Here is a 13,852-nt window from a genome sequence, read left to right as displayed (position 1 = left end):
TTTATTTCACAAAGCTTTCTGAAATGATGATTTCAGGATTCAATGATTTTTTCAATTTTGGTTTCACGTCTCCATCCTCATCTTGTATCGTCTGTAATGGATAGCTTTTTAGTATTTCAATAATCTTCTCAAGAATAATTGCTGGTTTTAAAGGTGACTTATTAACCGCTCGTTTCAGTTTATTGATATCTCGTTGTAATCTTTGAAAGCGACCTTGACGAATGGCTTCTTTGGCTTTTATGATCAAGCCTCTTTCTTGTTCATTGGTGAAAGGCAAGTCAAGCATGGCGTCTAAATACGATATTGCTCGTTTTTCATTTGGGCCTTGAGTAACATCAACTTTCTTGTCACGAGCTTTTTCAGCTTCAATCAAATCAGTGAAAAGTGAAATGCCTGTTTGCACTTGTTCATGATGCTGGTCGTGAATTTTGATTCCCTTTTCTACTGGTTCAGCTTCAAATATTTTCACAGTTTCCAAAAAAGTTAATTCTTCAGTTTCTCCTTTTTTATCCACTTTGACAAACGCGTCACGCTTTTGGTCTTTGATGTAGCAAATAGTTGATTTATCCAATTCGCTATCCGTCCTTCCCACTCTTGCCCGAAGTGGCATATTCTTGATTTTCTTGAACAAGCCGGGAGTTTCCTCTTTGATATCTCGAATCATCATTAGATATACCAACTTTTCATCCTTTTCCTCTTCTATGGTTTGGTCAAAAAGACCAAATGTTTCAGTTTCTTCATCAGGCGAATAAATCTGACTGTCTTCTCCGAGCGCAGCGTGGAAAGCTTGTAGTTTCATTATTGCCTTTTTTTCCAACTCGATGTCGTTGTTGACTTTAGCCGTTGGGTAAAAATTGAAAACATACACTTGTTTAGCAGTCGAACCAATTCTGTTTACCCGTCCAATTCGCTGCATTAGTCGAGTTGAGTTCCAAGGGGTATCGTAATTGACAATAACATTCGATCTGTGCAGATTGACACCTTCTGCAAGTACTTCAGTGGTCAGAATAATGTCAAACTTGTTTTCTTGCTCCTTTTTCGGAAGATTGGCATCAAAGTTTTTTCTGATGCTAGGCATTCTGTCTTTTCTGGTTTTGCTATCCACAGAAATAATACGCTCTGGAATATGCTTTGGAAGCTCTTCCATCAAGTAGTGCGTAGTTTCCTTGCTTTCAGAAAAAACCACTAATTTGGATTCTGGGTTTATCTTTTTTTCAAGAAGCCTGTTCTTCAAGTAATCAACGAAGACGTCCAATTTGGGATCGTCTTTAACGCCTTGCCATTCTTTGTTGAGTTGTTTAAGCAACTCGTAATCATGCTTTAACCCAGGCAGAAAGTCGTATTCAAAATCATCAGGTTCACAAATGTCGATTGTTGGATCTTCAATTGATTTTTCAATGATAAGTTCAAGTAATTCCTCTTCTTGCCCTTCATTGATCATATCTGAAACAGGAAGATTAGGGGCGATGTATATTTTGCCATTTTCAAACATGGTAATCATTGCCTCTGTAGCTCTGAAGAAACGAAACAATGACTGTTTGAAAGCATAGAAACTACTGTCAATTCGCTTGACTAACATGGTTTTCATGATTTTGGCCAATTGCTCAGAAATCATGTCTGCTTGTTTGTACTTCTCTTTTTTATGAGGTTTTAAAAATCTGATTGCCTGATAACGGAAATATTTTAGGCCTTGAGTTTTATGGCTTAAAACAAAAATTGTTCTGTCGTACAAGTCTTCCAGATGAGGCTCAAGCTCATAAAGGATTTTCTCCGGTTGTCGTACAGCAGGGAAATTTATACCCTGCTTTTTCAAGTCTTCTGAATATAATTCATGTGCCATCAAATCTGTTCGTGTTCTACGTACAGTTAATGGTTCAATGATTTTAGTCCGAATTCTTTCGTAAATACGCTTTACTCCAGTTTTGACTACTTCAACATCTGGTTCATTCTTGAGCTTTTTATAAGCATCAATTTGGTTTCTAAAAAAGTGTTGAAGATTCCCAACCTCAAGACTTGAATTTTTGCTATCCTGAAATAGATAGACAAGATTTGCAATATCCTCTGGCTTGTTATTTAGTGGAGTTGCAGAAATTAGAATCACTCTCTTTGGAACTCTTGTGCCGTCTGGTAAAACTCTCTTTGTAGTTGTTTTGCAAATCTTTTGCAGTTCATTGTACATAGTGGCTGTATCTGAACGAAACTTGTGAGCTTCATCTACTATGATAAGGTCATAGCGTTCTAAACTTGTGAGTTTGTGCAAACTTCCATTGGTAATGATTTTAACATTGTCCAGATTGAACTTGTCTATGGTTTCGGACCAGTTTTCTTTCAGTGCAGGTGGTACAATGATTAATGTTCTAGAGCGGTGTTCAGGAAATCCGTTTGAGTAGAAGTATTTTTTAGCAATGAGCGTGGCAACGATTGTCTTACCCAAACCAACCACATCCGCCAAGAAAAAGCCATTGTGCTTTACCATCTTGGCATAACCGTCATTTACTGCATCCACCTGATATGAAAGGCGTTTAAATCCTCTCGGTAAATCTGATATTGAATTGGGGTCAAATTCAATACTCTTTCCAAAATATTCAATTAAGAATTTGAGGTAAATCTCGTAAGGTTTATAATCTTCATTTAGGTAAGTATCTTTTTGAAGTTTCTCGATGTAGTCAGTGTCGATAGGCACAGATTCTTCCCATAACTTTTCGAATGTCTGGGCAGCAAATTCAATGTCCGAATTGTCTCTTAGCTCTACATTGAATTCAAAATTCTTACCTAACCCTGCGTCAGTCAAGTTACTTGATCCTGTAATTACAGAACCATAACCATGGTCATGTTTAGTCTTCTCCCTAAAAATGTAAATCTTAGCATGAATATTTTGTTTCGGATGTACCTTGATTTTGACTTTTCCGGAAACAATATCTCTTATTAGTTGAAGCATTCCTTCTTCAACTTTTCTATCATACTCGGCTTCTTGAATGTTCTTTTTTACTTCATTGAAAAATTCTTCTTGTGCTTTTTCCGCATTGGCATCAAATAGTAATCCCTGTTGATTAGCTTCAAAAACAAGATGATCAATGTTAATTCCCACAAGAATTCTGATTTCAGTCGCTTTCTCAACAAAATCTTTGATTTGGAAATAACCCGAAGCACGGAAATAACCAACAAGTGCATCAAAGAAGTGGATATTCTTATGCTTGAATACACCTTCTAATTTGTTTAGAAGTGTGTTCTTGTCTTCATTGGTGAAAAACTTAGTGCTCATAGACTTTTCAGTGTTTCATTCAAACCATCTTTTATAAACTTCAATTCAGAGAATTGTGACATGATGGAATGAACTATGAATTTCACTTCTACTTCTTTCAAGTCCCTTATGAGGACTTTCGAGAATATGGGTAACATCTCCTTTGTTGCTTCTCTTTCGTTACGTTCAATCTTGCTTAGAATCGAGGTGTCTATGTCCAGTTCAGCAGCGACTTTTCTCAGTGGCAATCCTATGTTTTCTCTCTGCTCCCTTAGGTATTCTCCAAATGAATCCATTGTGAAATATTCGTTTAGACGATTTTGTCAAAAGTAGATATTAGTATTGAATTTTCCTTTTAGCGGGAAGGGGAAATTTTAGCTCTTTTGGTTTTTCTGGGTTGGTCCTACGGGTTGGTAAAACCAAATTTTCTCATGGTTCCGTTGGATTTTTTTTTTAATTAAAATATTATGTTTTCTTCTGTCCATTCATTATTGTCAAAACTAGAAAAGATTGCTGCGTCCAAAAGACATGGATAAATTTCAGCTTTCTCACAAAGTTTTTGAATTCCGTCCGAAACAAAATGATAATAACCATTGTTTCCAAGTGGTGAAGAAGTTAACATTATTGGAAAACCAAAATCATTTAACCAAGTGGTAATTCTTGAGTCGATGGGGATTTCATATTTTGTCAACCCTAGTGCTTGAAGAAAGTTCCTTGACTGTTTCGGTCCAAATCCGTCAAAATATTTGGCAAAATTGTCTGCAACCTTTCTCTCGCTGATTTTTGAGTCAGAGATTTTTAGAATTTCAAGATCACCGACTATTGCCCAATTACTTTCTACAATCTTCTTGTAGTTTGAAGCAAAAAAGAAACTAATCCTATTCACATATCTTGTAAGACTATTTTGAACCAACGTATCCTTTAAAAATTTTTCTATATTTCTAGTGACTTCCAATATTTCACTTGTAATAGGAAGTGGGTCAAGTTTAAGAAATTGTCCAACCTTTGAATTTGGTCCCGAACGTTGTTGTGAAGTGAGAAGACACATCAGCATCGTTTTAATAACAATGTCCTTTTCAATAACAATATTTCGCTTTTCAACATTTCTTAAACGTCTAGCTCGTAAAAGAGCATTTTCATTGTCTATTATTACCTTTTTTACTTTTTCAATGTCTGTTTGTGATATGTTCCAGTTAATGTTCAATGGTTTCTTTTTTAACTGCCCTACAAATGTTGGGCTTGGCGTAAAACGGAAACTAAAAACTTTTCGTTTCGGCTGCCTTTTATTTCGATTTTTTTTCGTTCAGATTGGTAATTCCTAATATAATTTTTTCACCCGCTTAGTGTCGATTTCCACAGACCAGATAAAAAGTTTATCTACGTTTAGATTGTGTTTTATTGACGAGTCTAATATTTTAGTTTTTTGCGATAGTGTACATTACCGTCTCTGAGTTGTTTTCGTTTTTAAAGTAAGTTATCAACAACATGTCGTTTGAGTCGTTTACAACGAAATACCTTGCTGCATAAGGACTATCTGGAGATAAAAACTCATACACAATCATGTCATTAGATTCATCTATTTTATATATGTACGAAAATGGTAAATTGAAATCTTCAATCGTGTTTTTATTATTTATTCTTATTGAGCCACTATTTTCACCAGACTTTATATAAATATGATAAGGGTTTTTCAAACTTGGATTATTCATTTTTGTTTTTGATTTGTTCCCGTTTTTTGTAGTATAGGACGAGATTGTATATGCAGTCAAATTCTTATTAATAATTGCTTTAGGTAAATTAATTGTGCTTTCCTGTCCTAATATTACGTTTGAAGTAAACAAAAGGAGTAAAAATAGAGTTGGAATTTTCATAAATACTGGTAAGTTGTTTTAAAATAAATGGTAACAATCAGATATGTGAATAATTAAAAATGTCCCTTTTTTGGTAAAACTAAATCAGAGAATTATTACTGAATTTAGGATTAGATTAAAAATAAATTTTAGATTTCATTTTGAAGTATATTTTTTAATCATATTAAAACTACTGGCGAACCCGCGTCAAATTATCCATCTTATTAACTCAATGGAAAATTAGAAGAAATACTAGTTTCAGAATTACGGATTCCCGTAACTGAGCAAATGAATTTTGGTTATTTTCAATTGAAATATTAAAATCCATGAAACGGCTCTTATCCTTAATTTTTCTAGTGCTGGTCCATTATGGCATCCATTCCCAGGAATCCATACGCCTGGTTTCTTGGAACATACGGGACTTTGGAAAGTCTAAGAATAGTGCGGAATTGGAATTCATGGCAGAAACTGTTATACAATGGCTTTTTGTTACCATATAAAATCAATTTACAAACCTAATACTCAAAAAAAAAACGGAGTAGTCTGTTATTTTCTAATTATAAATTGGTTCACCATATTTATATTCGATATAGTGAATTTCACTGTCATCAGATTCATTGGAGAATATGATTCCTCTAAAATAATCTATTCGATAGTCCGCTTTTGCCGTAAAAATGAGTGTTTCAATATTTTTGGACTCAAATTCTTCAGATAGAGCAATCAGATCAGAATCACTTGTTAGGTTAATTGGTACTTCTGTTCCAACAGCATCCAATCCAATAAAACTTACATCACGCGCACCATTTCTAATAAGAAAACGTAACTGTATAAGCATTCTATAGTCTACAAATAAATACATTGGTATAGTTTGGGTTTCATCAGCCGAAAAAACATCATCCTCCGTAAAATAAATAGATCTTTCATCCTTGTCAATTATACCTTTAGGGTTGTTGCCATCTGAAGCAAATTGGGCAGCAGAGGAAAAAGCAAAACCTTCTACATATCTATTTCCAAAAGTATAACGCTCCGTTTTATACTTTTTGTCTTGCGTAATAAAAAGGGTTCCTCCTCCTTTTTTATAAAAATAGTAATCGGTTTGGGTCATTACAGCGTCCAATACATTGTATCTTCCATCGCTTCTGTAAATTACATTGGAGAAAGATTCTTTGTTTTTGTCAATCGTTTTTTTTCGGGCAATAACCATTCTGAATTCCAGTTCGGAATCGGCATCACTGGCCCCAAATTCTCCCAAGATTCGGGAATTACTACCTGCAGATCCCAGTGTTAGGTTTACATTGGGATAGTTTTCCTCAATCCATGTATCGTTTATAACTTTGTTTAGAGTGAACCCATTGCAGGCATTGTGCGGAGACATTGATCGAACACTTTCAAGCTCAACTAATTTAGCCGATTCTTCTTGACTGGTAAGAGTGTCATCAGTTGTACACATCGCCAACGGCAATGTTGTGAAAACCATAACTAAAAATTTGCAACTAAATTTGACGGATTTCATTCTGTTTGTTTTTTACAATTGACTAATGTTTCGCTATTTTTTGTTACCAGTTTGTTGCCAACAATTAGATATATGTATTAGTACACAAATTCCTAGATATAAAAACCTAATCTAAAGGATTTTTAATGAATTTAGAATTAAATTAAAACCCAATTTTAGATTACGTTGTGACGTATGATTTTTGATAATCTCGTACTATTTAACGGACCGCAACAAATTATCCATCTTATTAACTCGATATAAAATTAATAGAAATACTGGTTTCAATGTTACGGGTACCCGTAAACGCCAAAATGAATATTGGTTATTTTCGATTGAAATTTTAAAACATATGAAGCGGTTCTTTTCCTTAATTTTCCTAGTGTTAGTCCATTTTGGAATCCATTCCCAAGAATCCATAAGCCTGGTTTCCTGGAATATTCGGGACTTTGGAAAATCCAAGAATAGTGCAGAATTGGAACAGATCGCCGAGATTGTCCGTGATGCGGATATCCTGGCCATTCAGGAGGTAGTGGCCGGGTATGGGGGTGCCCAGGCAGTGGCCAAATTGTCTGATATTTTAAACAGAAAGGGTGCCCAATGGGACTACGTAATCAGTGACCCCACCAACAGCTCAAAGTACGTGACCGAGCGATATGCCTTTATTTGGAAAACCAGACATATAAAAATCAAGAATAGGGGAGCGCTGATCAAGGATTTGGTGTATCTGGTGGATAGGGAACCCTTTTATTTGGATTTCTATTTGGATGGAGAAAAAGTGACCGTTCTCAATTTTCATTCCCGTCCGCACGACAATAACCCAGAAGCGGAAATAGCCGCTATTTCAGCATATTTGGCGAAGAACGATTCCTATCACCCCATTATTTTGGCCGGGGATTTTAATGTGGATGAAAAGGAAGCTGTCTTTGATGAAATTAAAGGCCTTGATTTTAAAGCGGCCATTTCCAATCAGCCCACTACCTTAAAGCATGCCTGCGACGGGCACAACTATTTGAACTACCCCATAGACAATATTTTTTATAGAGGGGTACGAAAAGAAAAGGGTAGCGTCATCGATTTTGTAAAAGTGTGTGAGAATCTGGAGGACTCCAGGAAATTATCGGACCATTTGCCTGTTTATTTAAGTTTCAGTCTACTTAATGCAAACTAGTACCTCATTTCATTTACTAGTTTAATCGTTGCATCTTTAATGAATTCCTCCAAAACATCCTTTTCAACACCTTCATAGGGTTCGGCCTCCTTTTTTTTCTTGTCCTTCAACTCCTTTCTTAAGTCCTTGAAAGATTGTGATACAATACATCCATAAGTACATGGGGTATAATTTAATTTATACATACCGGCATATTCGTTATTTTCAATAGAAACAACCTTAAATTCGACTGAAGCACCGTATCTCTCATGAATACCTTCTTTTTCGGTCCTTACCCGATTCTTTTTATCATAGAATTGGTTGGTTTCATATAGTATACTAGGATCTAATTTGGTAAGCTCAATAATTAAATCGGTATCGGATTTTTCTTTTAATTTTTCATAATCGACGTTATTGCTTTCATTTTCTATAATTTGATTGAATAATTGTCTATCCCGGACAACAAAACCACTAGAAAGCAATTGGTTTTCAATGGAGTTATATAAGTAGTCAATATTTTCTTGAGTAGTTGTATTAATGGATACCTCTGGCACTCTCAAAACGACCTTGGGATTTTTGTTTTTCTTTAAAAATTCCTTGAGATTCTCGGTAGTGTATACATCATTTTGTTTTTCAGAGAACTTTATTGTCTTTGTTGTTGAACAACTAGAAAGGGCGAGTAAAGCACATGAGCAAAGAATAAGTGACGTTTTCATATATAAATAAGGTTAAAAGGCCTTACCTACCAAGTCAGCGTTTCCCCCGAATACTTCATTGGCAAGCAGGCCATGGGTTAGTGTAAAATATATTGGGCGTAAACCTAGAGAGATAAATAAAAACTGCCTTACGGAATCCCGTAAGGCATCAAAAATTTAAAGTTTTGAAACTAAATAAGGCCCAAATCCTTTACAATGGCAATGAGTTGAATGGCATTGTTGGCATTGAAGTCGACCCGTAGTTTGTTCAATCGTTTTTCAATGGAACTTAGGCTTGCCGGGGAAATGTTGTTCTTTTTGTAGTAATCGCTTATTTCTTCTTGCGACATGCCCTGGGACAGATGGCTCAGAAGGGCAATGTCATAATCATTGATATCCAGATTGGAATGTACGGAAAGCGCACTGTCAACCTCTGGTGATACATAGTTTTTTCCTTCCAAGACATGGGTAATGGCACTTGATAGATTTTTTAAGCCCCTACGGGTCTTGCACACATACCCATTGATGCTGTAGGTGTAGAAAAGTTTCTTTACCACCTGAATTTTATCCTCAATGCTGTACACAATAATTCTCATGTCGCGGTCATCTTGTCGTATCCTTTCAATGAGGTCGGGCCCGTTGGGATATTTTTGGGTACGGTAGTCTTCCCTGAACGAAAGATCGGTAATCAATAAATCGAAAGGGTTTTGGTCCAAATACGCTTTTTGAATCCGCAAGTAGGCATCATCACAATATTGCACCTGTTGTACCTCTTGGATTCCAAGCTCGTTGAGCATGGTAAAGACACCTTTGTTGATGTCTTCCATATCTTCCGCTATCAAAACCTTTTTGAACATACGTCGCTAAACTAAAATGTTTGCCTTAAAGCCATTGCCAGGGCTCGTTTCAAAACTAATGTTTCCGTTCAATGAATTAATACGGTTTTCCGCATTTTGAAGTCCGCCGGTCTTTTTAAGCGTACATCCAATGCCATTATCACTATATTTTATTTGAAGTTTCTTCTTTTTACCCTCAAAGGAAATCGCAACCGAGCTAGCCTTGCTATGTTTGCCCATATTGGTCATGAGTTCTTGTAGCAGCCTATATATCCCCACCTTTTTTATGTCCGAATATTGATCCCAGTGTATTTTGTTCAGATTAACGGTCACCACGCTTACTCTTTGATTTTTATATCCAAGGAGCATATCATGAAGGTCAAGGCCAAAGTTGGGGCCAACATCGACCGTTCCCGTTTCCTTGGAAATATTCCTGGTTTTCAAATAGATTTTTTCGAGTCTGTCCAGGGTTTCTTCCTTGTTATTTTCAGCCATTTCCAAACGGGCCATAACCCTGTACATATCATTGGCTACTTCATCATGGACCTTTTTGGATATTCTGGATTCCGTTTTGTATACTTCCTCCACCTTCATTTTTTTATACCGATACCGGTAAACGAAGAAGGAAGCCACCAGTAATACCAACGCAATGGTCACCATTGCCTGGTACTGTATCCGTTTTCTTCTTTCAATTTCCCTTAACAGATTGGAAGCTTCGGTCTTTTTTTGTTCTTCGGCCAAATTGTATTTGGCATAGGCGTTTTTATTTTCGGAGATGGTTTTAGCAATTTCGATGCTATCCTTCAACATTTTGTACGCTACTATTTTTGGGTCATTACTTTGTTGTAGGTAGAGGGAAAGCGCATCCATCGTATAGGTGCTGCTGTTTATTTTCTGGGCAACCGCGTAGGCACTATCGGCATAGCTTTTGGAGGTTATATCATCACCTGCATCCTTAAAATAATAAGAAAGGTTTTTGAAGCTGGAATACAGGCCGGTCAAATAGTTTTTATTTTTCCAGATTTCCTTTGCCTTGATCAGGTTATCCAAGGCTCCGTCATCCTTTAGCTGGGATTGAACCGCTCCAAGATTGTCAAGGGCCAAGGCCCATTGAATACTATCGTTCAAAATGCGGCTTTTTTCCGCCAAAAAGGCATAGATTTTAGCAGCATCATCATATTTTTCAAGGTCTTTGAAAATATTGGCTTTGTTATTAAGGGGTACAATACTATCCTTTATCGTGGGGGCAACTCCAAGCGCCTCATTGAAGGCTTTCATGGCTTCGTCAAAATTTAATTGGGAACGGTATACCCTGCCCAATTGATTATACAATCCAATTTTTGCGTTTACCAATGTATCTGCAAAGGAGTTGGCCTTTACAAGTTGTAAGGCCTCAACAATGTACGTTTCACTGTCATAAATATTGCCAATCTTAAATTCCCCTATGGCAAGCAATCTTAAAACGCTTATTGAATGTATGGTGTCCTTCTGTTTTTCGTGCAGTTCCAGTTGCTTCTTATAATATTGAATCCCCATGGGAAGATGTTCGGAGGTCTGTGGCGCTAAAATTGCCTTGTAATAATAAGAGGAACTATCAATCGCACTTTGGGCGATAACGCAATTCACCGCCACCATCATAAAGAAGAGGAATGAAATCTTTTTAAATCCCATTCCTCTAATGTATAAATTAATTATTGATCTCCCGGAGGTGGGGGAGGTGGTGGAACATCTTCACCATCGCCGCAGCAAGCTTCCACTTGTATTCCCTCTTGAACCAAATTATCAGGGTCGCATGAAAATAACATCCCATTGAGGATAACCGTAAAAATTGTTATATAAATCCGTTTCATTTTTGTTTTAATTTTTGGACATACCAAAGGCTGTCCGAGTGAATACTCAGTTAAATCCGCGGTCCTATACCGCCTAGAAAATGAAGGGACGTCTCCCGGTTTTTGAGAAGTAGAAATCTAAATGCGGCAATGTTGAACCTACTTCTCAATCGGGTCTAGACCAACCGCATATTAGATTTCCGGGCGATTGATTCTCGAGGTTGCCATGGTAGCTAACGATGGCTGCAATCAATCTGAACCAAAGAAATGAAGGATAGGGGGTAAAAGCTTAGACAAACCTTGGACAAGTTTTTGACTTGTTTTGGACACCAATGAAAACGGACGTTTCCAGAGGAATTGGAAATTATGGAAAGACTAATTATTAATGTAATTTTAGGGATATGAAGGATTCCAAGGTTAAAGAAATTGTCGAAAAGGTATTTGAGAAGGCCAAAGAGACTTCCGTCAATGACTCAAAAAACGCCTTATGCAATCATGTAGCGGATTCCTGCAATCTCAGTTACAAGACATTGGAACGATTGTATGGAAAGTACATTGAAAATAATGGGGAGAACTCTAAACAGTCCGAAAATACCGTAGACGAGTTATGTAGATATCTGGGGTATTTATCCTATTCCGATTATTTGGGGAAAAGGAAAATGGGAGAGGGACTTCAAAGAGGGGGGAAGACTTGGAAATTATTGATTGGAGTCAGCTTACTATTGCTATTGGTGGCATTGATATACTTCCAAATTTTTGACCAAAGGTGTATGACGTGGACGGGTAACGAGTATGTGAAGGTAGGTTGTTCGTCTTCCCAACGAAATGAGGTGGAACCCTTGGATACGTTTAGGATGGAACGAATGAAAAAAGAGGCGGTAAAAGCAAGTACACTTTTTTTTAATGAGGAGACAGGAAAACCACGCTATTGGTATTACAAATTGGATGATGATACGATTGAATTTTTCACTGCTCCGGGACTTCATCCCGTTCACAAAAAGACGTTAAAGGCAGTTACACCCTATATTATTGACAAGTATGTGCCCAATCACAGCTATAAGTCCAGTTCGTTTGTCAATTAGGGTAATAGTGTAAGTATGTGGATAAGATGCCCTGCCTTATGGTAAGTATCATTGGAAAGGGTGTCAACTAGAGATTCTTTTACCTTTGGGTCTGTAGGCATCCTTGTGCTCCTTGAAAATCATCTAGTTTTTTAGAATTTAACGACATGGTTACCGTTTCCAAAACTGTTATCCTTTGACGATATATTCTCGTTCGTCACCAGGACAAAGTGAATTGTCTTTTGGATTAAAATGCTTGACTTAAATAGGATGATTCAAGTGGCAACTTTTAGGAAAGTGCTTTGCAATAATTTAGACTTTATCTATTATGCTACTTTCTATTTTTTTAAAATCGCTGGCATTAGGAACATGTTTAGATCCTTCCAATAAAACAGCTTCTTCCAAAGAAGGAAGTATTTGAGCGGCTCTCTTAATCATTTTTTTACCGGTAAAAATAATATCCTTTTCAGCAGCGAACAGGGTGATGGGTGTTTTTATATTTTTTGCTAAATCCTTGCTAATTAAAGGTAGTGGTGAGAAATCCATGTTGCAGTGCTGAAATGTATTTGACATATATCTTAAAGCAAAATCATCGTATTCAAAGAAAAGAACGTCCATTGCTCTTTTGATGTAGGCTTGACCATTTGTAAAAATATTGGGGTAGCTCTTAAAGGATATATTAATGACTAGACACATCTAAATCAAGTCATTACATCTACCGGATATCCTCTGTATTAATTAATGGCTTTTTAGATTATAAATATTTCTGTCACCCAATGAGGCAATTGTTTTCATTGCGTATTAAAAAGCAATGCAACTATTTGATATTGAACTGTATTGAGTAAAAATTTGATCGAATAAGTGTTGCATCAATATCCTAGTTTTTTGAGTCAATTCATTGGCTATACCGCTTTTATTTTCATTTAGATTTTTAACCTAACGTGAAATTTAAATGATAAATGATTATGGAAAATGTTTTAAATGTTTATGAACGAGCTTGTACATATTTAAGTGAAAAAGATACTGAACCCCAGACTCTTAAAGAATATGGCGTAGAACTAAATAATCTAAGGGATTTCGTCTTGCAAGAGGGATATCCATGCATTGGGGCACAAACCTCAATAAATTCCAAGTCATATGCCTTAGGGGTCTTCGATAAAATGGATTGTTGGAGGACCGCAAAAGAATTAGCCTGTGGACTTAGTCGGTATATAACGGAAATGAAGAGGAAGCCTAGTATGTTCATGACCTATATCGCAATTTTTAGATATGATAGCTATGAGACGGAAGAAGATTTTGAAAGATCTATGTGGAATCTTCTAACCAATTTGAACCTGATAGATAAAAAAAATCATGAATGGTGTGCTGAGGTTAGTGATGACCCCACAAGTAATAACTTCTCTTATTCGTTTGGGGAACACGCTTTCTATATTGTAGGTATGCACCCCAATAGTTCAAGAAAATCAAGAAGATTTAACTATGTCTCCCTTGCCTTCAATTTACACGAGCAATTCGAATGGCTTCGCGAAAAAGGTAGATATAAAAAGATTCAAGATTTGGTAAGAAAGAACGATTTGGAATTTAGCGGCTCTGTAAATCCAATGCTTAGTGATTTTGGGGAAGGACTCGAAGCACCTCAATATTCGGGTAGAAAAGTTGGCAGTAATTGGGAGTGTCCTTTTAAAAATAGTTTGTAAG

Annotated in this window: 14 protein-coding genes; 4 read left to right on the top strand and 10 right to left on the bottom strand. The window is 36.4% G+C overall.

Annotation, left to right across the window (positions count from 1 at the left end; all coding sequences use genetic code 11):
- Position 1 precedes the first annotated feature (1 nt).
- From DZC72_RS13110 to DZC72_RS13095, 4 genes are all read right to left on the bottom strand, one after another.
- Positions 2 to 3,262, bottom strand: a complete 3,261-nt coding sequence (locus tag DZC72_RS13110; RefSeq protein WP_125223363.1) for a helicase-related protein — start codon at positions 3,260 to 3,262, stop codon at positions 2 to 4.
- Positions 3,259 to 3,537: a helix-turn-helix domain-containing protein gene (locus tag DZC72_RS13105; RefSeq protein ID WP_125223362.1), complete on the bottom strand. Its 279-nt coding sequence runs from the start codon at positions 3,535 to 3,537 to the stop codon at positions 3,259 to 3,261. Before DZC72_RS13105 ends, DZC72_RS13110 begins: the two co-directional genes overlap by 4 nt.
- A gap of 161 nt (positions 3,538 to 3,698) precedes the next feature.
- The gene (locus tag DZC72_RS13100; RefSeq protein WP_125223361.1) at positions 3,699 to 4,445 is read right to left on the bottom strand and encodes a hypothetical protein; all 747 of its coding nucleotides are present in this window, start codon (positions 4,443 to 4,445) and stop codon (positions 3,699 to 3,701) included.
- Between the two features lie 211 nt (positions 4,446 to 4,656).
- The gene (locus DZC72_RS13095) at positions 4,657 to 5,112 is read right to left on the bottom strand and encodes a hypothetical protein (RefSeq protein WP_125223360.1); all 456 of its coding nucleotides are present in this window, start codon (positions 5,110 to 5,112) and stop codon (positions 4,657 to 4,659) included.
- A 305-nt stretch (positions 5,113 to 5,417) separates the two neighbouring features.
- Here DZC72_RS13095 and DZC72_RS17815 point away from each other — a divergent pair, with 305 nt between their 5' ends.
- Positions 5,418 to 5,591, top strand: a complete 174-nt coding sequence (locus DZC72_RS17815; protein WP_165869323.1) for a hypothetical protein — start codon at positions 5,418 to 5,420, stop codon at positions 5,589 to 5,591.
- Positions 5,592 to 5,644: 53 nt separating this feature from the next.
- Here DZC72_RS17815 and DZC72_RS13090 read toward each other — a convergent pair whose 3' ends face one another.
- A complete protein-coding gene (locus tag DZC72_RS13090) occupies positions 5,645 to 6,568 on the bottom strand; it encodes a hypothetical protein (RefSeq protein ID WP_125223359.1) in 924 nt (307 codons plus the stop codon).
- A gap of 367 nt (positions 6,569 to 6,935) precedes the next feature.
- Here DZC72_RS13090 and DZC72_RS13085 point away from each other — a divergent pair, with 367 nt between their 5' ends.
- Positions 6,936 to 7,754, top strand: coding sequence for an endonuclease/exonuclease/phosphatase family protein (locus DZC72_RS13085; RefSeq protein WP_125223358.1), 819 nt, complete (start codon positions 6,936 to 6,938; stop codon positions 7,752 to 7,754).
- Here the strand turns inward: DZC72_RS13085 and DZC72_RS13080 are convergent.
- From DZC72_RS13080 to DZC72_RS17810, 4 genes are all read right to left on the bottom strand, one after another.
- Entirely contained in the window at positions 7,751 to 8,449 is a 699-nt protein-coding gene (locus DZC72_RS13080) for a hypothetical protein (protein ID WP_125223357.1), read from the bottom strand. The two genes, DZC72_RS13085 and DZC72_RS13080, sit on opposite strands and share 4 nt — an antisense overlap.
- A 170-nt stretch (positions 8,450 to 8,619) precedes the next feature.
- Complete coding sequence (locus DZC72_RS13075; protein ID WP_125223356.1) at positions 8,620 to 9,285, bottom strand: response regulator; 666 nt, start codon at positions 9,283 to 9,285, stop codon at positions 8,620 to 8,622.
- Positions 9,286 to 9,291: 6 nt separating this feature from the next.
- A complete protein-coding gene (locus tag DZC72_RS13070) occupies positions 9,292 to 10,935 on the bottom strand; it encodes a tetratricopeptide repeat-containing sensor histidine kinase (RefSeq protein WP_125223355.1) in 1,644 nt (547 codons plus the stop codon).
- Between the two features lie 20 nt (positions 10,936 to 10,955).
- Positions 10,956 to 11,114 (bottom strand): hypothetical protein, encoded by a 159-nt coding sequence (locus tag DZC72_RS17810; protein ID WP_165869322.1) that lies wholly within the window; start codon positions 11,112 to 11,114, stop codon positions 10,956 to 10,958.
- A 380-nt stretch (positions 11,115 to 11,494) separates the two neighbouring features.
- Between DZC72_RS17810 and DZC72_RS13065 the strand changes: the two genes are divergently transcribed.
- A complete protein-coding gene (locus tag DZC72_RS13065; RefSeq protein WP_125223354.1) occupies positions 11,495 to 12,175 on the top strand; it encodes a hypothetical protein in 681 nt (226 codons plus the stop codon).
- A 291-nt stretch (positions 12,176 to 12,466) separates the two neighbouring features.
- On the opposite strand, the gene DZC72_RS13060 is transcribed toward DZC72_RS13065, so the two are convergent.
- Entirely contained in the window at positions 12,467 to 12,772 is a 306-nt protein-coding gene (locus tag DZC72_RS13060; protein WP_207891748.1) for an alpha/beta fold hydrolase, read from the bottom strand.
- A 347-nt stretch (positions 12,773 to 13,119) separates the two neighbouring features.
- Between DZC72_RS13060 and gntA the strand changes: the two genes are divergently transcribed.
- Positions 13,120 to 13,851 carry a guanitoxin biosynthesis heme-dependent pre-guanitoxin N-hydroxylase GntA gene (gene gntA, locus DZC72_RS13055; RefSeq protein WP_165869321.1) on the top strand — a complete coding sequence of 244 codons (732 nt, stop codon included), beginning with the start codon at positions 13,120 to 13,122 and terminating at the stop codon, positions 13,849 to 13,851.
- The last annotated feature ends 1 nt before the right edge of the window (position 13,852 follow it).

Source organism: Maribacter algicola (assembly GCF_003933245.1).
GTDB classification, from domain to species: domain Bacteria; phylum Bacteroidota; class Bacteroidia; order Flavobacteriales; family Flavobacteriaceae; genus Maribacter; species Maribacter algicola.
This window is presented reverse-complemented; position numbering and strand designations above follow the sequence as displayed.